The organism is Bradyrhizobium sp. Kon58 (genome assembly GCF_055807455.1).
The window spans coordinates 1-22,515 of record NZ_JBVVOT010000046.1 but is presented as its reverse complement, the minus strand read 5'-3'; the positions used below and the strand labels follow the sequence as shown (position 1 = coordinate 22,515).

19 protein-coding genes are annotated in these 22,515 nt (G+C 65.1%); 9 read left to right on the top strand and 10 right to left on the bottom strand.

Translation table 11 applies throughout. The features are described from left to right. Positions 1–131 precede the first annotated feature (131 nt). From AC0L20_RS37330 to AC0L20_RS37315, 4 genes are all read left to right on the top strand, one after another. Positions 132–677: an invasion associated locus B family protein gene (locus tag AC0L20_RS37330; RefSeq protein ID WP_027515272.1), complete on the top strand. Its 546-nt coding sequence runs from the start codon at positions 132–134 to the stop codon at positions 675–677. Between the two features lie 116 nt (positions 678–793). Then, positions 794–2,221 (top strand): metalloprotease TldD, encoded by a 1,428-nt coding sequence (gene tldD, locus AC0L20_RS37325; protein ID WP_473295308.1) that lies wholly within the window; start codon positions 794–796, stop codon positions 2,219–2,221. Next, positions 2,218–2,994 (top strand): signal peptidase I, encoded by a 777-nt coding sequence (gene lepB / locus AC0L20_RS37320; protein WP_473295307.1) that lies wholly within the window; start codon positions 2,218–2,220, stop codon positions 2,992–2,994. Before tldD ends, lepB begins: the two co-directional genes overlap by 4 nt. A gap of 54 nt (positions 2,995–3,048) precedes the next feature. Then, positions 3,049–3,615 carry a nucleotidyltransferase family protein gene (locus AC0L20_RS37315; protein WP_473295306.1) on the top strand — a complete coding sequence of 189 codons (567 nt, stop codon included), beginning with the start codon at positions 3,049–3,051 and terminating at the stop codon, positions 3,613–3,615. 74 nt (positions 3,616–3,689) lie between these two features. On the opposite strand, the gene AC0L20_RS37310 is transcribed toward AC0L20_RS37315, so the two are convergent. The 3 genes from AC0L20_RS37310 to AC0L20_RS37300 all read right to left on the bottom strand — a co-directional run bounded on the left by AC0L20_RS37310 (position 3,690) and on the right by AC0L20_RS37300 (position 6,327). Continuing rightward, positions 3,690–4,250, bottom strand: coding sequence for a PAN domain-containing protein (locus tag AC0L20_RS37310; protein WP_473295305.1), 561 nt, complete (start codon positions 4,248–4,250; stop codon positions 3,690–3,692). Between the two features lie 112 nt (positions 4,251–4,362). After that, a complete protein-coding gene (locus AC0L20_RS37305; protein WP_473283167.1) occupies positions 4,363–5,733 on the bottom strand; it encodes a glutamate--cysteine ligase in 1,371 nt (456 codons plus the stop codon). A 99-nt stretch (positions 5,734–5,832) separates the two neighbouring features. Continuing rightward, a complete protein-coding gene (locus AC0L20_RS37300) occupies positions 5,833–6,327 on the bottom strand; it encodes a MarR family winged helix-turn-helix transcriptional regulator (protein ID WP_007599417.1) in 495 nt (164 codons plus the stop codon). 126 nt (positions 6,328–6,453) lie between these two features. Here AC0L20_RS37300 and gstA point away from each other — a divergent pair, with 126 nt between their 5' ends. Next, positions 6,454–7,068, top strand: coding sequence for a glutathione transferase GstA (gstA, locus tag AC0L20_RS37295; RefSeq protein WP_007605052.1), 615 nt, complete (start codon positions 6,454–6,456; stop codon positions 7,066–7,068). A 70-nt stretch (positions 7,069–7,138) separates the two neighbouring features. Here gstA and AC0L20_RS37290 read toward each other — a convergent pair whose 3' ends face one another. The 4 genes from AC0L20_RS37290 to AC0L20_RS37275 form a co-directional block, all read right to left on the bottom strand. Then, the gene (locus AC0L20_RS37290; RefSeq protein WP_473295304.1) at positions 7,139–9,352 is read right to left on the bottom strand and encodes an FAD-dependent oxidoreductase; all 2,214 of its coding nucleotides are present in this window, start codon (positions 9,350–9,352) and stop codon (positions 7,139–7,141) included. 156 nt (positions 9,353–9,508) lie between these two features. Then, complete coding sequence (locus tag AC0L20_RS37285) at positions 9,509–10,717, bottom strand: acetyl-CoA C-acetyltransferase (RefSeq protein ID WP_473295303.1); 1,209 nt, start codon at positions 10,715–10,717, stop codon at positions 9,509–9,511. Between the two features lie 68 nt (positions 10,718–10,785). After that, positions 10,786–12,576, bottom strand: coding sequence for an acyl-CoA dehydrogenase C-terminal domain-containing protein (locus AC0L20_RS37280; protein WP_473295302.1), 1,791 nt, complete (start codon positions 12,574–12,576; stop codon positions 10,786–10,788). Positions 12,577–12,614: 38 nt separating this feature from the next. Then, positions 12,615–13,001, bottom strand: a complete 387-nt coding sequence (locus AC0L20_RS37275; protein WP_473295301.1) for a nuclear transport factor 2 family protein — start codon at positions 12,999–13,001, stop codon at positions 12,615–12,617. A gap of 199 nt (positions 13,002–13,200) precedes the next feature. Here AC0L20_RS37275 and AC0L20_RS37270 point away from each other — a divergent pair, with 199 nt between their 5' ends. Then, positions 13,201–13,791: a PadR family transcriptional regulator gene (locus AC0L20_RS37270; RefSeq protein ID WP_456766481.1), complete on the top strand. Its 591-nt coding sequence runs from the start codon at positions 13,201–13,203 to the stop codon at positions 13,789–13,791. A 12-nt stretch (positions 13,792–13,803) separates the two neighbouring features. Here AC0L20_RS37270 and AC0L20_RS37265 read toward each other — a convergent pair whose 3' ends face one another. The 3 genes from AC0L20_RS37265 to AC0L20_RS37255 form a co-directional block, all read right to left on the bottom strand. Further along, positions 13,804–14,607, bottom strand: a complete 804-nt coding sequence (locus AC0L20_RS37265) for an enoyl-CoA hydratase/isomerase family protein (protein WP_456766482.1) — start codon at positions 14,605–14,607, stop codon at positions 13,804–13,806. A gap of 40 nt (positions 14,608–14,647) precedes the next feature. Further along, positions 14,648–15,640 carry an NADP-dependent oxidoreductase gene (locus tag AC0L20_RS37260; RefSeq protein WP_473295300.1) on the bottom strand — a complete coding sequence of 331 codons (993 nt, stop codon included), beginning with the start codon at positions 15,638–15,640 and terminating at the stop codon, positions 14,648–14,650. Positions 15,641–15,822: 182 nt separating this feature from the next. Continuing rightward, the gene (locus AC0L20_RS37255; RefSeq protein ID WP_473295299.1) at positions 15,823–16,263 is read right to left on the bottom strand and encodes a winged helix-turn-helix transcriptional regulator; all 441 of its coding nucleotides are present in this window, start codon (positions 16,261–16,263) and stop codon (positions 15,823–15,825) included. A 636-nt stretch (positions 16,264–16,899) separates the two neighbouring features. Here AC0L20_RS37255 and AC0L20_RS37250 point away from each other — a divergent pair. The 3 genes from AC0L20_RS37250 (at position 16,900) to AC0L20_RS37240 (ending at position 22,397) form a co-directional block, all read left to right on the top strand. Continuing rightward, a complete protein-coding gene (locus AC0L20_RS37250; RefSeq protein WP_473295298.1) occupies positions 16,900–20,376 on the top strand; it encodes a tetratricopeptide repeat protein in 3,477 nt (1,158 codons plus the stop codon). Positions 20,377–20,712: 336 nt separating this feature from the next. Beyond that, on the top strand, positions 20,713–21,630 hold the full coding sequence (locus tag AC0L20_RS37245; protein WP_275174587.1) for a sulfite exporter TauE/SafE family protein: 918 nt from the start codon (positions 20,713–20,715) through the stop codon (positions 21,628–21,630). Next, entirely contained in the window at positions 21,627–22,397 is a 771-nt protein-coding gene (locus AC0L20_RS37240; RefSeq protein WP_473295297.1) for a TIGR02186 family protein, read from the top strand. The genes AC0L20_RS37245 and AC0L20_RS37240 overlap by 4 nt, the downstream gene beginning before the upstream one ends. Positions 22,398–22,515 lie beyond the last annotated feature (118 nt).

The window sequence follows — 22,515 nt, the reverse complement described above, 5'->3', positions numbered from 1 at the left end:
GAACCTGATTCGTGCGGGCGACGGCGGCCGTGGCGGCGTGGAATTTGCTTGCGAATCGCCTTCAAGACGCCGTCATTCCCGTATCAGTCCGCCTGACGCGAGCGACCCAGGCGAGCAGAGGGACCGACCCGATGGGGTTTTCGAGATCCATGGCAAGGCGGGCTAAAAGCCAGGCTGGCGGCCCCACGATGCTGGCCGCCCTGCTGGCGGCGGTCGTCGTCCTTGCGCTTCCGGGCCTCGCCCATGCGCAGGGCGCGGTGCGCTCCGTCCATGGCGACTGGCAGATCCGCTGCGACACCCCGCCGGGCGCCCAGTCCGAGCAATGTGCCCTGATCCAGAGCGTGGTGGCCGAAGACCGCTCCAACGCCGGCCTGACCGTGATCGTTCTCAAGACCGCCGACCAGAAGAGCCGCCTGATGCGGGTCGTCGCCCCCCTCGGCGTTCTCCTGCCCTCCGGCCTCGGCCTCAAGCTCGACAACCAGGATGTCGGCCGCGCCGGCTTTGTCCGCTGCCTGCCCAATGGCTGCGTCGCCGAGGTCGTCATGGACGACAAGCTGCTCGGCCAGCTCCGCACCGCCAAGACCGCGACCTTCATCATCTTCGAGACCCCGGAAGAAGGCATCGGCTTCCCGCTCAGCCTCAACGGGCTCGGTGAGGGATATGACAAGCTGCCGTAGGGCGAAGGCGGTTAGACCCGCGAATCTATTGTTTCCGTAATGTGAGACTTGGCGCCCTCGCGGAACTGCCGGGAAACCATTATCTTGCCTCACATCCCCCGATAATGGACGGACGCATGACAAACCCTGCCACAACCTCCCTGCTCGACCGCGCCAATCTCGATCGCGACCAGGTGCGCCACGAGCTCGCGCGCGGGCTTGCCGGTGCCGACGACGGCGAATTGTTCCTGGAATACAGCCAGACCGAAGCGCTGATGTTCGACAATGGGCGGCTGAAGCAGGCGACCTACGACACCTCGCAAGGTTTTGGCCTGCGCGCCGTCAAGGACGACGCGGTCGGCTACGCGCATTCCTCCGACGTGTCGCTGCCGGCGCTGATTCGCGCCGCGGACGCGGTCGCGGCCGTGCGCGGTGGCTATTCCGGCAGCTTCGCCGCGCCTCCAGCGCATACCAACGTGCGGCTTTACAGTGACGACAATCCGCTCGATGCCCCCGGCTTCGAGACCAAGGTCAAGCTGCTCGCCGAGATCGACGCCTATCTGCGCGACAAGGATCCGCGGGTGCGGCAGGTCAGCGTCAGCCTGGGCGCGACCTGGCAGGTGGTCGAGATCCTGCGGCCCGACGGCGAGAGCTATCGCGACATCCGCCCGCTCGTGCGCGTCAACGTCTCCGTCGTCGCCGGTCAGGGCGACCGCCAGGAGAGCGGCAGCAAGGGCTATGGCGGCCGCGCCGGCTACGCCGAATTCATCGAAGCTAAGTCCTGGCGCGACGCCGCCGACGGCGCACTGCGCGAGGCCCTCGTCAATCTGGAATCGATTCCCGCCCCCGCCGGCGAGATGGATGTCGTGCTCGGAGCCGGTTGGCCCGGCGTTATGCTGCATGAGGCGGTCGGCCATGGCCTCGAAGGTGACTTCAACCGCAAGAAGACGTCGGCGTTTGCCGGCCTGATGGGCCAGCAGGTCGCGGCCAAGGGCGTGACCGTGGTCGACGACGGCACCATTGCCTCGCGCCGCGGCTCGCTGTCGATCGACGACGAGGGCACGCCGACCAACCGCACTGTGCTGATCGAGGACGGCGTCCTGGTCGGCTACATGCAGGACCGCCAGAACGCGCGGCTAATGAACATGAAGCCGACCGGCAACGGCCGCCGCCAGGGCTATGCCCATGTGCCGATGCCGCGCATGACCAACACTTACATGCTCGCGGGCGACCGCGATCCGGCCGAGATCCTCGCCTCGGTGAAGAACGGCGTCTTCGCCGCGAATTTCGGCGGCGGCCAGGTCGACATCACCTCGGGCAAATACGTGTTTCAATGCACCGAGGCCTACAAGATCGAGAACGGCAAGATCGGTGCGCCCCTGAAGGGCGCCATGCTGATCGGCAACGGGCCGACCGACCTGCATCGCATCCGCATGATCGGCAACGACCTCGCGCTCGATACCGGCATCGGCACCTGCGGCAAGAACGGTCAGGGCGTGCCGGTCGGCGTCGGCCAGCCGTCGCTGTTGATGGAACGCATTACGGTGGGTGGAACAGGCGGATGAGCGTCGAGAAGATAACTGTCACCACGAAGCGGAACGGCAGCGGTTGGGCCGGGCAGCTCGTGCAGCTCGCCGGCATCGTCGCCGCGGTGTTCATCGCCAAGGGTGCGCTGGCCGAGCCGTTCTACGTGCCGTCGGGCTCGATGGAGCCGACGCTGTTGATCGGCGACGCCTTGATCGCCTCGAAATTCCCCTACGGCTACGGCACCTCGTCGCTGCCGATCCAGATCAACCTGCCCGAGAGCGGCCGCGTGTTCGCGGAGACGCCGAAGCAGGGCGACGTCGTGGTCTTCCGCTGGCCCGGCGACCGCTCGCAGGCCTGGGTCAAACGCGTCGTGGGTCTGCCCGGCGACCGCATCCAGCTGCGCCAGGGCCAGCTCTTCGTCAACGACCGCCCCGCCGAGCTGAAGCCGGACGGCGTTGGCGCCGCCGAGGACGACAATGGCGGCAGCGAACCCGCCTATCGCTATGTCGAGACGCTGCCGAACGGCGTCTCGCATCTGATCTTCAAGATGCGCGACAACGGTCCGCTCGACAACACGCAGGAAGTGACGGTGCCGGCAGGCCATCTCTTCGTGCTCGGCGACAACCGCGACAACTCCGCCGACAGCCGCGTGCCCTTGCGCTCCGGCGGCGTCGGCATGCTGCCGATCGACAATCTGGTCGGCCGCGCGGATGCCGTGCTCGGATCCTGGGATCTCGGTATCCGGGGCCAGCCGGTGTGGACCTGGCTGTCCGGATTTCGCATGGCACGGTTTTTCACCGCCGTGCATTGAAGGCCGGAATGTCCTCACCTCTCTCCTGCACGCGGGAGAGGGAGGGCGACATCGATGATCCGTGACGAATTTCTGGCTCTCGCCCTGCGAAATCCGTTCAACGCAGCGATCCTCGATGAAATCGATCGCCTCGCGCTGCCGGATGCGTGGCTCGTCGCGGGCTGCCTGGTGCAGACGGTGTGGAACGTGCTCACAGGCCGCCCGATCGATCATGGCATCGCCGATTACGACGTGTTCTATTTCGATTCCGACATCTCATGGGAGGCGGAAGACGCGGTGATCCGCAAGCTGCACGCGCAGCTCGCACATCTCGGTCCCAGGGTCGAAATCCGCAACCAGGCGCGCGTGCACCTTTGGTATCCCGGCAAGCACGGTCTGCCCTATCCGCCCTTGATGCGCGCGACCGACGGTATCGACCGCTTCCTCACGGAGAATACGCAATTGGGCATTCGCCCTGTCGGTGGGGATTTCGACGTCTACGCGCCGCACGGGTTCGACGACATCGCGAAGCTGATCGTGCGCCCCAATCGGGCGCGGAATTTTTCAGCCGCCAGTTACGCGGCGAAGGCGGCACGCTGGAAGGCGCTGTGGCCCGAGATCACGGTGATCGCGGCCGAGTGACATGCCCGCTTTACCCTCCTCGTCATTGCGAGGAGCGAAGCGACGAAGCAATGACGGTGGTGAGAGCTGCGTGCCTACCGCACCACGCCCGACGTGAAGCCCGCCTTCCGCCGCGGCGGCTTGATTTCCTTTTTCAGGAAGCAGCGCGCTTCGCGTCCGGTGTAACCGGGGCGCGCATAGGTGAAGGCGCGGCATTTGTTGTCGGCGGTGCAGGCGGCCTTGCAGGCTTCTTCGCCTTCGCCGTCCTTCATCTCGAAATTGCGTAAATCGCCGCCGGGGCGGTCGATCGAGGTCTCCACGCCTTCGACACGCGGCTCGATCACGCCGGCGCCGCGCACACCGGAGATGCAGCAGCTTCCCGGCACCCGCGCAGGCACCGTGTTCTTCAGCCAGCACACCGCCGAGCCGCCTTCGACGTCAGGATAGCTGAAGCTCCACGAGCGGCAACGGCGGTCGCGCTCGCACAGCAGCGCGCAATCCTCCGGATCGCCCGACGTGACCGGGGTGCTGAAATAGTCTCCGCCGGGCCGGTCGAACGCCGTCTGGGCGCGCGCAGGCCAGCTCGCAAACACGAGCGAAAGCAGCGCGGCGCAGGCCACGACGCTTGCCATTGCGGCCAGGCGGCCCTTCCCCATCGGAACAGCTTTCGAGTTATTGACGACGCTCGGGTTTTTCAGCCGGCCATTTGATCGCCGCAAACCTGTACGGGCGATGAACGGCTCGGGTCCCGATCGTTGGGCCCTTGGTCTAGAACGCGTATTCCGCGTAGGCTGGTTCCACCGAGCCGTTCCAGGGACCGTTGAATTTGTCGAGCATCTCCTCAGCCGGCGTGCGGCCGGAATCGATGATGCGATCGAGCGGCTCCAGATGCCTGGTCTCGTCGCGGCCGAGCTGGTCGATCCGGCCGCGCCGGCGCAAGCCGGCATGTGCCAGAACGAGGCACTCCTTGGCGATCTCGAACAGATAGCGGTCCTTGATCCGCGACTTGAAGCCGAAGCGCGGCACGTCGTCGCGCAGGGCCTGACGCTCATGCGCGCTCCAGTGCTTCACAAGGTCCCAGGCGGCATCCAGCGACACATCGTCGTAGAGCAGCCCGGCCCAGAACGCCGATAGCGCCGGCAGACGGCCCCACGGACCACCGTCGGAGCCGCGCATCTCGAGATAGCGCTTGAGCCGCACCTCCGGGAAAATCGTCGAAAGATGGTTGGCCCAATCCGACAACGTCGGACGTTCCCCGGGTAAATTGTTGTTGCGGCCATCGAAGAAGGCGCGGAACGAGGAGCCGGAGACGTCGATGTAGTCCTCGTCACGTTTGACGAAATACATGGGCACGTCGAGCGCGTAGTCGACATAGCGCTCGAAACCCATGCCGTCCTCGAATGCCCACGGCATCATGCCGGCGCGCGCATTGTCGGTGTCGCGCCAGATCTCGGACCGGAAGGAGAGGAAGCCGTTCGGCTTGCCCTCGGTGAACGGCGAATTGGCGAACAAGGCGGTTGCGGCCGGCTGCAGCGCAAGCGAGACACGCAGCTTCTTGACCATGTCGGCTTCGGAGGAGAAGTCGAGATTGGTCTGTACCGTGCAGGTCCGGTACATCATGTCGAGGCCGTACTGGCCGACCTTCGGCATGTAATTGGTCATGATCTTGTAGCGGCCCTTGGGCATCACCGGGATGTCGGCGCGCGACCAGGACGGCGTCATGCCGAGCCCGAGGAAGCCAATGCCGAGCGGCGTTGCGATCTCGCGCACCTGCGCCAGATGCGCCATCAGCTCGCTCTGGGTCTGGTGCACGTTCTCGACAGGGGCGCCCGAAAGCTCGAACTGCCCCCCGGGCTCCAGCGAGATCGCGCCGCCGCCGGTGACGTCGTAGAGGCCGATGATGTTGCCCTTCTCCATGATCGGCTCCCAGCCGAGCAGGAGCTTCATGCCTTCGAGCAGCGCGCCGATACCGCGCGGTCCTTCGTAGGGCACCGGGCGGTGGCCTTCGAGCGTGAACGGCGTCTTCTCATGCTCGGTGCCCATGCGGAATTCGGACGGGTCCTTGCAGCCTTCCTCGAACCACTTGACGAGTTCGTCACGCGATTGCAACGGCGTCATATCGATCTGGTCTCGCGCCATATCAGACTCTAATCAAAAGCGCTTCGATCGAACGCGCGTGGGTGACAGGAATGGTCCGCGCAGCCACCGGCTGCACGGACGAGCTGGTGTGCCGCGCGATCATCGCAACGGCGTGGTTTCGTTGACGTGGGCAGGCGGCAGTTTCATCTCGCCGCACGAGCAGCCCAGACGGTCGAGCAGACCGCTGAGCTTCACGGCATCCGCATCGGACAGCTTCGAACCGACATATTTCTCGATCGCGGCCGAATAGGCGCCCCACATCCGCTTCTGCAATTCGCGCCCGGCTTCCGTGATCTCCACGAACTGGCCACGCTTGTCGATCTTGCATTCACGCCGCGAGGCGAGGCCCTCGTCGACCAGGCGGTCGATCAGCCGCGATGTCGAATATTGCGGGATCAGCATCTGCCGTTCGAGCTCGACCGGCCGGAGCTCGCCCGAAGGCGCCCGTGACAGTTCGAGCAGCGCGTCATACCATGCCAGCGGTGGGAAGCCGGCCTTCTTCAGGTCCTGCTCGACACAATTGAGCACGCGGCTCTGCACCCGCATCAAGCGGATCCAGGCGGAGGTCGCCTCGGTCGATGGTTTGCGTTTCATGGTCCCGCTCAAGCTCGTCGCCCGCTTCTTACCCTATTCGATGCACCTGCATCAATCTTGACTATTTCAAGCAGATGCATGTAGTCGTTCTTTCGCCTGAGCCAAGCAACAAGAGGAGGAAATTCCATGAAATTGTACTATTCGCCCGGTGCCTGCTCGCTATCCCCCCATATCGCGCTCCTGGAAGCCGGCCTGCCCTATGAACTGGTCAAGGTCGATATCCGGGCCAAGAAGCTCGAAAACGGTGAGGATTATCTGAAGCTGAACCCCAAGGGCCAGGTCCCTGCGCTGGGCCTCGATAGCGGAGAGATCGTGACCGAAGGCCCGGTGATTGTCCAGATGATCGCCGATCAGGCCTCAGCCAAGGCGCTGGCGCCGGCCCACGGCAGCGCCGAGCGCTACAAGCTGCTCGAATGGCTGAACTTCCTCACCTCGGAGGTCCACAAGAGCTTCGGCCCGATGTTCGCGCCGGCCCTGAACGACGAGGCCAAGGCCTTCTTCAAGGACCGGGTCATGGGCAAGCTGAAATACATCGACAGCCAGCTCGCCGGCCGCGACTACCTCATGGGCAAGCAGTTCACGGTCGCCGACGGTTATCTCTTCACGATGCTGACCTGGGGCGACCGGATGAAGTTCGACCTCTCGGCGATGCCGAACCTTGCCGCCTACAAGACCCGCGTCGCGGCGCGGCCGCAGGTGCAGGAAGCGATGAAGAAGGAAGGGCTGATCCAGGCGGCCTGAGGCACATGCGAAAGGCCGGATCGAGGATCCGGCCTTTCGTATTTTTCATCCCGGGTAGGGGTTCAGAGAATCACGCCGCCGCCTTCTTCGGCGCGAAGCGGCCGTAGAAGGTTTCCCCCTTCGCCGCCATCTCTTCGAGCAATTTCGGCGGGGTGAAGCGCGAGCCGTATTTCGCCTCCAGCTTGTGGCAAAGTTCGACGAACTTCTTGGGACCCATGAAGTCGATGTAGGACAGCGTGCCACCAGTGAACGGCGCGAAGCCGAAGCCGAGGATCGAGCCGACATCCGCCTCGCGCGGATCGGTGATGACGTGGTCCTCCACAGTGCGCGCGGCTTCCACCGCCTGCACCACCAGGAAGCGCTGCTTCAGCTCCTCGACGTCGAGCGTATCAGGATCGAGCTGCTTGGGCTGCAGCGCGGAGAGACCCGGCCAGAGGCTCTTCTGACCCTTGCCCTTCTCGGGGTAGTCGTAAAAACCCTTGCTGTTCTTGCGGCCCAGACGGCCCTGCTTCTCGACCAGCTCCACCATCAGCTTCTTCTGGTCGGGATTGATGGCGTTGGGGCCGAGGTCGGCTTCCGTCGCCTTCATGATCTTGAGCCCGAGGTCGAGCGCGACCTCGTCCGACAGCGAGAGCGGACCGACCGGCATCCCGGCCATCTTGGCGCAGTTCTCGATCATCGCGGGCGGCACGCCTTCGAGGAACATCTCGTTGCCTTCGGCGACGTAGCGGCCGACGCAGCGATTGGCGAAGAAGCCGCGGCTGTCGTTGACGACGATCGGCGTCTTGCCGATCTGCCGGACGTAGTCGAGCGCGGTCGCGATCGCGAGATCACCGGTGTTCTTGCCCTGGATGATCTCGACCAGCATCATCTTCTCGACCGGCGAGAAGAAGTGGATGCCGACGAACCTGCCCTGGTCCTTGAAGGATTCCGCCAGCGAGGTGATCGGAAGGGTCGAGGTGTTGGACGCGAAGATCACGTCCGGCTTCATATGCTCCTGCGCCTTGGCAAAGGTATCGGCCTTGACCTTGCGGTCCTCGAACACGGCTTCGATGACGAGATCGACGTCCTTCAATGCGGAATAGTCCGCGGTCGGCGTGATGCGCGCGAGCAGGGCTTCTGCGTCGCCGGGTTTGGCGCGGCCCTTCTTGATCTGCTCCTCGATCACCTTTTGCGCATGCGCCTTGCCCTTGTCGGCGCTCTCCTGGTCGCGATCGATCAGGACGACGTCGAGGCCGGCACGGGCCGAGACATAGCCGACGCTCGCGCCCATGAAGCCGGCGCCGATCACGGCGATCTTCTTCACCTTGGTCGGCGGCACATCCTTCGGACGGCGCGCACCCTTGTTCAATTCCTGCATCGACAGGAACAGGCTGCGGATCATCGCGGCCGCTTCCTTCGAGCGCAGCACCGAGGTGAAGTAACGCGACTCGACGCGGAGCGCGGCGTCGATCGGCAGCTGCAGACCCTCATAGACGCAGCTCATGATCGCGCGTGCGGCCGGATAATTGTCGTAGGTCTCGCGGCGATAGATCGCGTTGCCGGCCGGGAACATCATCATGCCGGCCTTGGAGAACACCGGGCCGCCCGGCAGCTTGAAGCCCTTCTCGTCCCAGGGCGCGACGGCCTTGCCGCCGCCCTTGATCCAGTCCTTTGCCGCCTTGATCAGATCGGCGGCGGGAACGATGGCGTGGATCAGATTCAGCGCCTTGGCTTTCTCGATCGTAACCGGATCGCCCTTGAGCAGGATCGTCATCGCGTCCTGCGGCGGCACCAGGCGCGGCACGCGCTGCGTGCCGCCGGCGCCCGGGAACAGTCCGACCTTGACCTCGGGCAAGCCGAGACGTGTCTTGGGATTCTCCGCCGCCACGCGATAGTGGCAGCACAGCGTGATCTCGAAACCGCCGCCGAGCGCGAGGCCGTTGATCGCCGCCGCCCACGGCTTGCCGGAGGTCTCGATCGAGCGCAGCACCTGCGAAAAGCGCCGGCTCTGCTCGAACAACATCTGGTTCGCGGCCGTCTCGCCCTGCTCCTTGAAGACCTTTGCGTAGGCCTGATTCATGCCTTCGAGCATCGACAGGTCCGCGCCGGCGCAGAACGCTTCCTTGGCGGAGGTGATGACGACGCCCTTCACCGCGGCATCCGCCGTGGTTGCCTTGACGATCGCGTCGAGTTCGGCGGTCGAGGTCTCGTCGAGCACGTTCATCGAACGGCCCGGGATGTCCCAGGTCACGAGCGCGATGCCGTCGGAATCGGTCTCAACCTTGAAATTCTTGTAAGCCATGCTGGTTGCTCCTCGGTGCCGCAGCCGATCTCAGGCGCGGCGGTTGACGGTGATCTCGTAGGGTGGGCAAAGGCGCTCTTGCGCCGTGCCCACCATCATTCGCGAAGACAGCAGTGGTGGGCACGCTTCGCTTTGCCCACCCTACGGCAGCTATCCTTAGACGCGTTCGATGATGGTCGCGGTGCCCATGCCGCCGCCGATGCACAGCGTCACCAGTGCTGTCGCCTTGTTGGTGCGCTCGAGCTCGTCGAGCACGGTCCCGAGGATCATGGCGCCGGTCGCGCCCAGCGGATGGCCAAGCGCGATCGCACCGCCATTGACGTTGATCTTGGCGTTGTCGATGTCGAAGGCCTGGATGTAGCGCAGCACGACGGAGGCGAAGGCCTCGTTGAGCTCGAACAGGTCGATGTCCGACTTCTTCATGCCGGAGCGCGCAAACAGCTTTTCGGTGACGTCGACCGGGCCGGTCAGCATCATCGCGGGTTCGGAGCCGATATTGGCGAAGGCGCGGATCTTTGCGCGCGGCTTCAGGCCGTACTTGCCGCCGGCTTCCTTGCTGCCGAGCAGGACCGCGCCGGCGCCATCAACGATGCCCGACGAATTGCCGGCATGGTGCACGTAATTGACGCGTTCGATTTCCGGATGCGACTGCACCGCGACGCCATCGAAGCCGCCCATCTGTGCCATCATCGTGAACGCCGGCTGCAGCTGCGCCAGCGACTGCATCGTCGTCGATGGACGCATATGCTCGTCCTTGGCGAGGATGGTGAGGCCGTTGATATCCTTCACCGGGACGACCGATTTGTCGAAGCGGCCTTCATCCCAGGACTTCGCCGCACGCTGCTGGCTCTGCACCGCATAGGCATCGACGTCGTCACGCGAGAAGCCGTATTTGGTCGCGATCAGATCGGCCGAGACACCTTGCGGCATGAAATATGAGGGCACCGCCATCGACGGGTCCATCGGCCAGGCGCCGCCGGAGGCACCGATGCCGACGCGGCTCATCGATTCGGCGCCGCCGCCGATCACCAGCTCGTGCTGGCCGCTCATCACCTGGGCTGCGGCAAAATTCACGGCATCGAGGCCGGAAGCGCAGAAGCGGCTGATCTGCACGCCCGGCACGGCTTCGCCGAGGCCCGCCTTCAGCGCGGCAAAGCGCGCGATGTCGGAGCCGGCTTCGCCGACGGGATCGACCACGCCGAGAATGACGTCATCGACGCAATCTTCCGGGAGGTTATTGCGGTCCTTGAGCGCCTTGAGCGGCACGGTCGCAAGCGCGAGCGCAGTGACTTCGTGCAGTGCGCCGTCCGCCTTGCCGCGGCCGCGCGGGGTGCGGACGTGGTCGTAAATATAGGCATCTGCCATGGGAGCCTCCTGATTGCAGTTATTGGTTACGACCGCTGCGCGGTCGCTATCATTCGTGGGCGGAATCCTCAGAACGCTTCCGCGGGCAGTTCCATGATGGTGGCGCAGCCGGCCTGGATGCGCGCGAGATTGGCGGCGGTCTCCGGCAGCATCCGCTCCATGAAGAAGCGGCCGGTGACGAGCTTGGTCGAGAGATAGGGGGTCGTCCCGCTCTCGGCAATCTTGGCTTGCGTCACCTTCGCCATCTTCGCCCACATATAGCCGAGCGCGACGAAACCGAAGAGATTCAGGTAATCGGTCGCGGCGGCACCGGCATTGTCGGGCTTGGCCATCGCGTTCTGCATCAGCCACGTCGTGGCCTGCTGGAGGTGGCCGAGCGAGGCCGACAGCGGAGTAACGTAGGGCTTCATCGCCTCGTCGCCGCCGTTCTCCTTGGCGAAGGCCATGACCTCGCCGAAGAACGCCATGATGGCGCGGCCGCCGTCGCGCGGCAGCTTGCGGCCGACGAGGTCGAGCGCCTGGATGCCGTTGGCGCCTTCGTAGATCATGGCGATGCGGGCATCGCGCACGAACTGCTCCATGCCCTGCTCGGCGATGTAGCCGTGGCCGCCATACATCTGCTGCGCCTGCACCGCGTTGGCGAAGCCATAGTCAGTAAGGAAACCTTTCAGCACCGGCGTCATCAGGCCCATGTGATCGTCGGCGGCCTGGCGGTCCTTGGGATCCTCGGAGCGATGGGCGACGTCGCTCTTCAGCGCGGTCCACATTACGAAAGCGCGTGCGGCCTCGTTGAAGGCGCGGATCGACAGCAGCGTGCGGCGCACGTCGGGATGGACGATGATCGGATCGGCCGGCTTGTCCGGCGCCTTGGCACCGGTGAGCGAGCGGCCCTGGATGCGATCCCGGGCATAGGCGACCGCGTTCTGATAGGCGACCTCCGACTGCGCGAGACCCTGCACGGCGACGCCGAGGCGGGCCTCGTTCATCATCACGAACATGCCCTGCATGCCCTTGTTCTCTTCGCCGATCAGCCAGCCGACGGCGTTGTCGTAGTTCATCACGCAGGTGGAATTGCCGTGGATGCCCATCTTGTGCTCGATCGAGCCGCAGACCACGCCGTTGCGTGCGCCGACCGACCCATCGGCATTGACGAGGAATTTCGGCACCACGAACAGCGACACGCCCTTGATGCCGGCGGGCGCGCCCTCGACGCGGGCAAGCACGAGGTGGATGATGTTGGGCGCGAGGTCGTGCTCGCCGGCCGAAATGAAGATCTTGGTGCCCGTGATCTTGAAGCTGCCGTCGGCCTGCCGCACCGCCTTGGTGCGGAGCATGCCGAGGTCGGTGCCGCAATGCGGCTCGGTCAAGTTCATGGTGCCGGTCCACTCGCCCGCCACCATCTTCGGCACATAGGTCTGCTTCTGCTCCGGCGTGCCGTGGACGATCAGCGCTGCGGTCGCGCCCATGGTGAGGCCGCCATACATCGAGAACGCCATGTTGGCGGAGATCTGGAATTCGTTGACGGCCTGGGAGAGCGTCACCGGCAGACCCTGGCCGCCATACTCGGTCGGCGCCGACAGGCCGAGCCAGCCGCCCTCGGCGACCTGCTTGAACGCCTCCTTGAATCCCTTCGGCGTAGTGACGCTGCCGTCATCGGCCCGCTTGCAGCCTTCGAGATCGCCCACGCGGTTGAGCGGCTGCAGCACCTCTTCGGCGAGCTTGGCAGCTTCGCCGAGAATGGCTTCGCGCACGTCGCTCGACGCATCGGAGAAGCCGGCCAGATTGTCGTAGCGGTCGATCTGGAAGACGTCGTTGAGCAGGAAGTTCACGTCTTCGACGGGGGCTTTGTAGATCGGCATGGTGGTCTCCCGGCAGGCCTTGAAGTGATGATGCTGGATTAGGATTGGGCGGCGGCCAACTGCTCCGCCATCAGGCGATGCAGCATGTTGATCGCCTTGAGCGGCCGCACCATCACCTTGAAATGCGTGATGCGTCCCTCGCTGTCGAAGCTGATGATGTCGACGCCGTTGATCTCGATGCCGTCGATGATGGTCTTGAATTCGAGCACGGCGCCGCTCTCACTCTTCCATTCACCGACATAGGTGAAGCCGGGGCCGCCGAGCACCTTCTCGGCGCTGGCCAGATATTTGAAGGTGATGTCGCGGCCGCGCTGCGGCGCGTGCACGACGGGGCTTTCGAAGATTGCGTCGGGATGGAGCAGGTCCCAGAGCGCTGCCTGATCATGCGACTTCATGTAGCCGTACCAGGACTCGAGGCCGGTCATTCGGGTGCCTCCCTAAAGGCTTGCGTAAAAAAACGCGAAAACAACCCCATGCACAGTAGCGCGAAGGTTGATTCCATTGGGGTTTTCGGGGCGGTGTTTGCCCTCGTTGTTGGGTCGCCTCATATGCACATTGACGCATATGCGCCGATGCGCATAAAGTCAAGCAAATGGTTAAGGTCGAGAACAGGAGGACCGGGTCATGGCTTTGGGCGACGCAATCCTCGCATGCCTGACGGAACGTCCGATGACGGGCTACGAGCTCGCCAAGACATTCGATTCCTCGATCGGCTTCTTCTGGAAGGCCGACCACCAGCAGATCTACCGCGAGCTCTCCAAGCTGCGGGACCGCGGCTACATCCAGGGCCGCGAGGTCGTACAAACCGGCAAACCCAATAAGCTGATCTATACGCTGACTCCGGAGGGCCGAACAGCGCTGCGGCACTGGGCCGCGCGGCCAAGCACGCCCCCCTCCATCAAGGACGACCTCCTGGTGCGGCTGCATGCGCTGGACAGCATCGGCCTCGAGCCCATGCGCACCGACCTGATGGCCCGGCTCGAGCACCACCGCGATCGCCACGAGAATTACGAGCGCATCCTGAAGAAGCGCTTTCCGGAAGGCGCGGCCTCCGGCGTGCTCGACCTCGGTAACCTGCTGCTGCTTCAGCTCGGCGCCCGGCACGAGCAGATGGTGGCCGATTTCTGCGAAGAGGCGCTCGAGGCGCTGTCGGCGATGAGCGCAAACGGCACCGTGGTGCCGCTGGAGGAAGGCAAGCGGGAAGGCAAGGGCTGAGACCGCTGTCGGCTAAAGATTCCCGACTTCGCGGCCGAGGTTCAGCTCAAAGTCGCCGGCGGATCCAATGCCTCGCGCGCGCAGCTTCGCCATGCGCTCTGCTGCGCCTGGCCAGCCGAACGTCGTGAAGAAGGTGTCCTGCGTCGCCTGCAGCTGAGCGGGGTCCGGCAGCCCGTGCTGGTTGATCGTCGCTTTACAGGTGCTCAGCGCCTGCTTGTCGAACGACAGGATGCGCCGCACGAAATTCGCGACGAACTCATCAAGCTGGGCCTCGGGGATGGCGCGGTTGATCCAGCCGTATCGTTCGGCGGTTTCCGCATCGAAATCGTCGCTGCCGAGGATGATCTCCATGGCGCGAGAGCGGCCCACCAGGATCGGCAGGCGTTGAAGCGCCCCGCCGCCTGGGATGAGGCCGCATCCGACCTCTGGCTGGCCGAAGATCGCCTTTTCCCTGCTGGCGAAGCGAATGTCGCAGGCCAGGGTAAACTCGCTTCCACCGCCGCGCGCCCGGCCGCGGATCACTGCAATGCTGAGGACGTTACTCTGAGCCAGCTTGGTGGCCGGTTCGATCCAGCGTGGCGCGCCGAACCGGCTGTGGGGCTCGGCTGTGCTGTAGTGAGCGATGAAGAAGTCCGGGTTGGCGCTCTCGAAGGTCACGACCTTCAACGCATCGTCCGCTTCGATCTCCTCCACCAGGTCGTAGAACTCGTCGTAGGTGCGATCGTCGATCGCGTTGATCGGCGGGTTGTTGAAGGTCACGCGCCAATACCCCGGCGTGGACTTGTCGATGCTGATCCTAGCGGGGATGTCGCTCATGGTTGCCTCCGTTCCGCGGACTTGTTGAAGGAGCCTTGCCTCAGGGGACGATGACGAGCTTCCCGCGCGTATGTCGGCCGGCCAGAAGCTCGTAGGCGGCGGCGAGCTGGTCGAAGCCATAGGCCGCGCTCACGGAAGCGCGGATGGCGCCGGTGTCGATCAGGGCCGCGATCTCCGCCAGTTGAGCGCCGTCCGGCCGGGTGAGAGGGCCGTGGAACTCCGCCTTTCGGGCAGCGGCGCGCGCGATGAACGGTCGAACGGCCGCCGAAGCTTGCTCGGCCACGGGAGGCGGGAAGCCGATTTCGCGATAGCTCTGGGCGTCGGCGGTGCGCACGAGACCGACATAGCGGCCGCCTTCGCGCAGGGTGTCGATGCCACGCTCGGTCAGTGGACCGCACACACCGTCATAGACCACATCGAACGGGCCGGCAGCCTCGAAGCTTTCGGTTGTGTAGTCGATCGTGCGGTCCGCTCCGAGCCCGGCCATGAACGTCTGGCTGTTCGGTCCGCCCGTCGCAACGACGTAGGCCCCGAGGTGCTTGGCGAGCTGGATGGCGAAGGCGCCGACGCCACCCGCCCCTGCCTGGATCAAGATGCTTTCGCCGGCCTTGAGCCGGGCGCGCTCCACAAATGCCTGCCAGGTGGTCAAGGCGACGGTCGGCAGGCTCGCCGCCTCCTCGAACGAAAGGGTGCGCGGCTTGTGGGCCAGGAGATTCAGTGGAACGGCTGCGCGCTCGGCATAGGCGCCGGGACGCCGGTTAGGCAGGCGGGCGTAAACCTCGTCACCTGCCTTGAACGCCGCGCCCGAGGGCGCGGAGACAACAACGCCCGCGACGTCGTAGCCCATCACCTGCGGAAAGTTGAATGGAAAGGCGGCATGGAACAGACCCTGGCGCATGGCGACCTCGACGGGATTCGCACCGGCGGCCCGAACCTCGATCATTGCCTCGTCGGCGCCCGCAACGGGGTCGCTGACCTCCCCGTAGGTGACCACCGAATTGTCGCCGTAGCCGTTGATGTACGCTGCCCGCATTTCATACTCCTCGCGCTAGGTCGCCTGACCTGTTAGTCTCATTATTGAACTTTTACTGACATGAATGATCGTTGGCAAGCCCTCGTCGCGGCGCCGGCGTGAACCAGAGCGTTTTCGAGCGAAATGGAGGCCGGTTTGCGTGAAGAAAACGCGTCAAACGAGACTCTAGAACCGATAAAGCTCTAGAGGTTGCCGGCCCGAGCCTTCGGCTTGCCCGCGGCGCGCCGGTGCAAGCGAATATCGGCAAGCGTGATCTCGCGCCCAAGGGAGGAGCGGACCTTCATCGGCTCCAGTTCGCTGCCGTCGATGCCGTCAAGCATTCGAATGGGGGGCGGATCGGGCCGGAATAGCCATCGGTCGCCCCATTGGCGAAGTGCGATGATGGTCGCAAAGAGATCCTCGCCCATCTCGGTCAGAACGTACTCGTGCCGCCGCGCTTCCTCGGTGATGGGCCGGCGTTCGAGAATGCCAGAGGCGACGAGTTTCTTCAGGCGGGCGGTCAGTAGATTCCGCGACATCTCCAGCTCCTTCTGGAAATCGTCGAATCGGGTCGTGCCCCCGAAGGCCTGGCGCAGGATCATCAAACTGCCCCAGTCGCCGATGACGTCAACGGAGCGGGCCATGGGGCACTCGTACGAGGCCCAACTTTTCCGCTGCATGGACTGATCTCCTTCGCCGGTGTCGTCTGGGCAGGAATTAAGGCCCGATGCGAGAACCGACAAGAGTGCCACAAACTCCTGCCGCGTGTCCTTGGACGCCGATCGGGATCTAAGTCCAATGCCATTGACGGTTTGGGTACAGCACCTAGCTCGGCAAATTGTCAGTCATTCCGGGCGGCACCTCGCCTTGCTCCGAGCGTTCGGCCAGAAGTTGCTTTCGGCCTCGTACCAGAAGGTGTCCATTTTCCCGCTGGGCTCGCCGGCACCCTCCAGATCTCATAAGCGCGTTTGCGAACTTCTTCTTCGGTCAGACCAGCCATTCTGAGCCATCCTTTGGTCGCTGAAGTTCCGAGCTGCTAGCACCCGGAGAGTTCCTGGCAATGCGAGATTCCGATCGCATCCGACGGACTGGGGAGCACAGCGCCCCCGCCCAACTTTAAGACACCGTCAACGGGTTCCTTAACCCGTTATTTACCGTAACAGACAAAAGTCGGTTTTCGAGGCAGACGACCCGCGCCAAATCCGATTGTCTTTCAACCGGCACGCGAGGGGAGACTGGAGGCGCCGGGTGGGGCGCCGGAGTCGGAACCGGACAGAGTCATGAATTCGCGCGTATCGTGGAGTGTTGACGGCATCGATCCATCCGTCCGGGAGCGGGCCGAAGCTGCTGCGCGTCGCGCCGGAATGTCACTCAACGATTGGCTCAACTCCACGCTCGGCGAGACCGCTCCGCCGAACTTTCGCGGACTTTACGACCAGCGTCCGCAAGCCCAGCACGTTCCGAGCCAAGTCCCGAGTCACGTACCAAGTCACGTGCCAAGTCACGTGCCGAGCCAGGAAAGCCGCGAAGTCGCCGACATCCACCAGCGGCTCGACGCCATCACCCAGCAGATCGAACGAATTTCAAAGCCGGCGCCGCGGCAAGATTCTTCGCGCCAAGATCCTTCGCGACAAGACACTTCGCGACCGGACGTCTCGCGCGAGCAAGGCGTTGCGCGCCAGCTCAACGACGCGATCTCGCGGCTCGATGCAAGGCTGTCGCAAATCTCAAAGCCGCAGCAGGCTCCGGCACCGCGGCAGGCCCCCGTTGAAACGCGCCAGCGCCAGGCCGATGCGGTCGAGCGCGCGGCAGCGCAGGTCTATCGCAGCTCACCGCCCCTGAGCCCCGCTTCGTTCGACGTCGCGGTCGCCGAGATCACCGCACGGCAGAGCGAGCTCGACGGCTTCACACCCAGGCAGATGCCGCCGCGCGCAGCACCCTCGATCGCGCCTGCGGCAGCTCCTTACGCACCCCCCGCGCCGCCTGCCTACGCCCCGCCGCCACCGCAGCCGGGGCCGGATTTCTCTGCGCTCGAGCGCCATCTGCTCAAGATCACGAGTCAGATCGAATCGCTGCAGCGACCCGACAATACCGAGCAGGCGATCAACACCTTCCGCAGCGAGCTTGCGGAGATCCGCAACGCCATCACCGAGGCGATGCCGCGCCGCGCGATCGAATCGATCGAGAACGAGATCCGCTCGCTGCATCGGCGCATCGACGAGACCCGCTCCAACGGCACCGATGGTCAGGTCCTGTCCGGCATCGAGCACGCGCTGTCCGAGATCAAGCAGGTGCTCCGCACGCTGACGCCGGCCGAGCAGCTCACCGGCTATGACGAGGCGATCCGCAATCTCGGCGCCAAGCTCGATCTGATCCTGCGCGCCAATGACGATCCCTCGACGGTCCGCCAGCTCGAAGGCGCGATCTCGGCGCTGCGCGGCATCGTCTCCAACGTCGCCTCCAACGAAGCGCTGGCACGGCTCTCCGACGATGTGCAGCTGCTGTCGTCCAAGGTCGACCAGGTCACCCGTTCGTCCGGCCAAGGCGACAGTTTTGCGGTGCTGGAGCAGCGCATCGCGGCGCTCACCGCCGCTCTGGAAACGCGCGAGCGTCCTCAGCCATCCGAGAGCAGCGAGCAGCTCGAAAGCGCGATCCGCGCCCTGTCGGACCGTTTCGATCGCATGCAGGTCGGCAACGACTCGGCTTCGACCTTTGCTCATCTTGAACAGCGGGTCTCGTATCTGCTGGAGCGGCTTGAGGCCGCCTCCGATCCGCGCAACGGCAATTTCAGCCGCGTCGAGGACGGGCTGCATGACATCCTGCGGCACCTGGAGCGGCAGCAGGCGACCTATTCCGCGCTCGCCGAGAGCCGCAACTCCGCGCCGCCTGCCGATTCCGGCATGGTCGATCTCGTCAAGCGCGAGCTCTCCGACATCCGCTTCAGCCAGGCCGAGACCAACCGGACCACCCAGGATTCGCTGGAGGCCGTCCACAACGCCCTTGGCCACGTCGTCGATCGTCTCTCGATGATCGAGGGCGATCTTCGCAATGTGCGCACCGCGCCGCCCGCCCCTGCGGCGCAGCCGATGCCGATGCCGATGGCCGCTCCCATGGCACCCGCGCCGATGGCGCACGAGCCGCGGCCGCAGCAACAGCAGCACCCGAAATACGATCCGAAGCCCGAGCTGCCCAATCCTGCGGCCGCGCAGGCGGCGCACGCCGCCTTCGCCGCCGCGCCGCGCGAATTCCATGCCGCCGCGCCGGCAGCGCCGCCGCCGATGCCGATGGCGCCGCCGCTTCCGCCACGCGCGATCAGCGAAATCCTGGAGCCGCATACGGCGCTCACGCGCACCGCGCTTGCGCCGGAACTGCCGCCGGATCATCCGCTCGAGCCGGGCACAAGGCCGGGTGCACGCATCGCCACGCCGTCGGAGCGCATTGCCGCGTCCGAAAGCGCAATCAGCGAAATCCCGGCCGCGCCCAAGGAGCCGGTGTCGTCGTCGAGCTTCATCGCTGCCGCGCGCCGCGCCGCTCAGGCCGCCGCCGCGCAGCCGGAAAAGCCGGCTCGTGGCGCCAAGGCAGGAGCCGATCGCTCCAAGGACAAGGGCAAGGCCAGCGACAAGGACGGCGGTTCGACCATCACCTCGAAGATCCGCTCGCTGCTGGTCGGCGCGAGCGTGGTCGTGATCGTGCTCGGCACCTTCAAGATGGCGATGAACCTGCTCGATGGCAGCAGCCCGTCGCCGTCGCCGCAGGCGATGGAGAATTCGTCGCCCGCACCCGCGCCGCAGGCGCCGCCGCCGGTCGAGAACAAGCCCACCACGCCGGAGCAGGTCACGCCGTCGATGACCTCGCCGACCCCGATCGGGCGGCAATCCCAGAACAATGCCGCGCCGGCTGCTGCCGCCAATTCCGGCAACTCGGCCTCGGTCGAAATTCCGCCGGTGCCTGCCGCAGCGCCGCAGCCGGCCTCCAGCGACGTCACCGGCGCGCTGTCGGGCACGAGCCGCGCGAAACTCGCGATGATCCAGGTGCCGCCGGCCGAAAAGCTGCCTGACGGCATCGGTGGCCCCGGCTTGCGCACCGCCGCGATGAAGGGCGATGCGACCGCGGCCTACGAGATCGGCGTGCGCTTTGCCGAGGGCAAGGGCGTGGCCGCGAATTACGACGAAGCCGCCAAATGGTACGACCGCGCGGCGCAGGCCGGCGTGGTGCCCGCGACCTTCCGCCTCGGGACGCTCTACGAAAAGGGTCTCGGCGTGAAGAAGGACGCCGACATCGCCCGCCGCTACTACACGCAAGCCGCCGAGCGCGGCAACGCCAAGGCGATGCACAATCTCGCGGTGCTCGACGCCGATGGCGGCGGACGCGGCGCCAACTACAAGAGCGCGGCACTGTGGTTCCGGAAGGCCGCCGACCGCGGCGTCGCCGACAGCCAGTTCAACCTCGGCATCCTCTATGCCCGCGGCATCGGCGTCGAACAGAACCTCGCCGAATCCTACAAATGGTTCACCCTCGCCGCCGCCCAGGGCGACGCGGACGCAGCAACCAAGCGCGACGACGTCGCCAAGCGGCTCGACCCGCAATCGCTCGCCGCCGCCAAGCTCGCGATCCAGACCTTCAGCGCCGAGCCGCAGCCCGACGACGCCGTCAACGTTGCGGCCCCGAACGGCGGCTGGGACAGCGCCCCGCAGGCCAACGCGAAGCCTGCGCCGAAGCCGGTTGCCGCCAAGCGCGCGGCGTCGGCGGTGCGCTGAGAGCGGTCGCTCAATCGTCTCTGACGAAAAATCTCGCCTGGTCGTCCTGGCGAAAGCCAGGACCCATTACCACAAGCGATCGTAGTTGAAGGACGCTGTGGCCACAGCCTGCTGCGATAGCAACCAGCCGGGATAATGGGTCCTGGCTTTCGCCAGGACGACATGGGAGGAGCCACGGTTTCCTCGATCACCCTCCTCACCGCAGCCATTCACCACGCCCGAAATTCCTGGTCCCGCCTGCCGCCGAATTCCGCTATTGAGGGGCGCGGCAATCGTTCTGCCCTTCTGCGAGCATTCCGCGCAATCGATCCGTCTCGCCGGAAGCGTGGTCCCTCGATGCAGCTCTATCTCCCGATCGCCGATCTTCCGGTCAACGTCTTCCTCGTGCTGGCGATGGGCGCCGCGGTCGGCTTCGTCTCCGGCATGTTCGGAATCGGCGGCGGCTTCCTGATGACGCCGCTTTTGATCTTCATCGGCATCACGCCGGCGGTCGCGGTCGCCTCCGTCGCGAGCCACATCGCCGCTTCGTCCTTTTCCGGCGCGCTCGCCTATTGGCGGCGCCGCGCCATCGACCCCGCGCTGGCGAGCGTGCTGTTGTGCGGCGGCGTGACCGGGACCGCGCTCGGCGTGTGGACCTTCACGCAGCTGCGCGCGCTCGGCCAGCTCGATCTGATGATCGCACTCTCCTACGTCGTGCTGCTCACCACCGTCGGCAGCCTGATGTTCTCCGAAGGCCTGCGCGCTTTGATGCGGACCCGGCGCGGCGCGGTGCCGCCGCGCCGGACCCATAACTGGATCCATGGCCTGCCGCTGAAGATGCGGTTCAAGCGCTCCAAGATCTACCTCTCGGTCATTCCGGTCGTGATCGTCGGCATCCTGATCGGCTTCATCGGCGCCATCATGGGCATCGGGGGCGGCTTCATCCTGGTGCCGATCATGATCTACCTGCTGCGGGTGCCGACCTCGACGGTGATCGGCACCTCGATGGTCCTGACGCTGGTCACGATGCTGTTCGCGACCCTGCTCCATGCGGTGACCAATCATTTGGTCGACGCCGTGCTGGCGCTGATCCTGATGGTCGGCGGCGTCACCGGCGCCCAATTCGGCGCCCGCGCGGGCCAGAAGATCCGCGGCGAGCAGCTGCGGCTGCTGCTGGGCCTGCTGATCCTCTCGGTCGGCGTCCGCTTCGCCATCGAGCTGGTGATCCGGCCCGAAGACCTCTTCACCATCCGCGAGCTGGGGGTGAATGGATGATGCGTATAGCTCTCGCGGTCCTGCTCTTCCTGCTGCTCGGCTCCGCCGCACGCGCCGAGCGGCTGATCGTGTCGGTCTCCAACCATCGCGTCACGGTGACGCCGAACTATTCCGGCGAGGAGCTGGTGCTGTTCGGCTCGGTCGAGAAGGACGCCTCCACGCCCGTCGATCGCAAGACCTACGATCTCGTCGTCACCGTGATGGGCCCGCGCGCCGACATGGTGACGCGGCGCAAGGAGCGCACTTTCGGGATCTGGATCAACACCGACTACCGCCAGTTCCTGGAGGTGCCGAGCTATCTCGCGCTATTCGCCAACCGCTCCTTCGATGTCATCACCTCGCCCGAGATCGCGCGGCGCCAGCAGATCGGGCTCAACAACGTGCTGCTGACCCAACGCGTCAGCGGCGACTATGCCGACGTGGTGCCGAACGACGCGTTCCGCTCCGCCTTCATCCGCCTGCGCACCCAGCGCGGTCTCTACCGCGAGGATCCGAGCGCGGTGACATTCCTGACGCCGACCTTGTTCCGCACCGGCATTCCACTGCCGGCGGAGGTGCCGATCGGCACCTATGAGGTCGAGATCAAGCTGTTCGCCGACGGCGCGTTCATCGGCAAGACCGAGACCGCGTTCGAGATCGTCAAGGTTGGTTTCGAGCAGTTCGTCGCCACCACCGCGCGGCAGAACGGGCTGATCTACGGCCTCGTCACCGCTGCCATGGCGCTGATGACGGGCTGGATGGCGTCGATCGTGTTTCGGAAGGATTGACCTTCGTCATTGCGAGCGCAGGGGCCCAACGAATTCTCCGCCGTCGTCCTGGCGAAAGCCAGGAGGTGGATTCACACTCGAAGTGCAACAGTTGAGAGGAGAAGGCCTCTGCCGGGGT

What these genes read in the sequence shown, in the direction of transcription:
- AC0L20_RS37330 (WP_027515272.1), top strand. Translation starts at nt 132, where the DNA reads ATGGGGTTTTCGAGATCCATGGCAAGGCGGGCTAAAAGCCAGGCTGGC.
- tldD (WP_473295308.1), top strand. Translation starts at nt 794, where the DNA reads ATGACAAACCCTGCCACAACCTCCCTGCTCGACCGCGCCAATCTCGAT.
- lepB (WP_473295307.1), top strand. Translation starts at nt 2,218, where the DNA reads ATGAGCGTCGAGAAGATAACTGTCACCACGAAGCGGAACGGCAGCGGT.
- AC0L20_RS37315 (WP_473295306.1), top strand. Translation starts at nt 3,049, where the DNA reads ATGATCCGTGACGAATTTCTGGCTCTCGCCCTGCGAAATCCGTTCAAC.
- AC0L20_RS37310 (WP_473295305.1), bottom strand. Translation starts at nt 4,250, where the DNA reads ATGGGGAAGGGCCGCCTGGCCGCAATGGCAAGCGTCGTGGCCTGCGCC.
- AC0L20_RS37305 (WP_473283167.1), bottom strand. Translation starts at nt 5,733, where the DNA reads ATGGCGCGAGACCAGATCGATATGACGCCGTTGCAATCGCGTGACGAA.
- AC0L20_RS37300 (WP_007599417.1), bottom strand. Translation starts at nt 6,327, where the DNA reads ATGAAACGCAAACCATCGACCGAGGCGACCTCCGCCTGGATCCGCTTG.
- gstA (WP_007605052.1), top strand. Translation starts at nt 6,454, where the DNA reads ATGAAATTGTACTATTCGCCCGGTGCCTGCTCGCTATCCCCCCATATC.
- AC0L20_RS37290 (WP_473295304.1), bottom strand. Translation starts at nt 9,352, where the DNA reads ATGGCTTACAAGAATTTCAAGGTTGAGACCGATTCCGACGGCATCGCG.
- AC0L20_RS37285 (WP_473295303.1), bottom strand. Translation starts at nt 10,717, where the DNA reads ATGGCAGATGCCTATATTTACGACCACGTCCGCACCCCGCGCGGCCGC.
- AC0L20_RS37280 (WP_473295302.1), bottom strand. Translation starts at nt 12,576, where the DNA reads ATGCCGATCTACAAAGCCCCCGTCGAAGACGTGAACTTCCTGCTCAAC.
- AC0L20_RS37275 (WP_473295301.1), bottom strand. Translation starts at nt 13,001, where the DNA reads ATGACCGGCCTCGAGTCCTGGTACGGCTACATGAAGTCGCATGATCAG.
- AC0L20_RS37270 (WP_456766481.1), top strand. Translation starts at nt 13,201, where the DNA reads ATGGCTTTGGGCGACGCAATCCTCGCATGCCTGACGGAACGTCCGATG.
- AC0L20_RS37265 (WP_456766482.1), bottom strand. Translation starts at nt 14,607, where the DNA reads ATGAGCGACATCCCCGCTAGGATCAGCATCGACAAGTCCACGCCGGGG.
- AC0L20_RS37260 (WP_473295300.1), bottom strand. Translation starts at nt 15,640, where the DNA reads ATGCGGGCAGCGTACATCAACGGCTACGGCGACAATTCGGTGGTCACC.
- AC0L20_RS37255 (WP_473295299.1), bottom strand. Translation starts at nt 16,263, where the DNA reads ATGGCCCGCTCCGTTGACGTCATCGGCGACTGGGGCAGTTTGATGATC.
- AC0L20_RS37250 (WP_473295298.1), top strand. Translation starts at nt 16,900, where the DNA reads ATGAATTCGCGCGTATCGTGGAGTGTTGACGGCATCGATCCATCCGTC.
- AC0L20_RS37245 (WP_275174587.1), top strand. Translation starts at nt 20,713, where the DNA reads ATGCAGCTCTATCTCCCGATCGCCGATCTTCCGGTCAACGTCTTCCTC.
- AC0L20_RS37240 (WP_473295297.1), top strand. Translation starts at nt 21,627, where the DNA reads ATGATGCGTATAGCTCTCGCGGTCCTGCTCTTCCTGCTGCTCGGCTCC.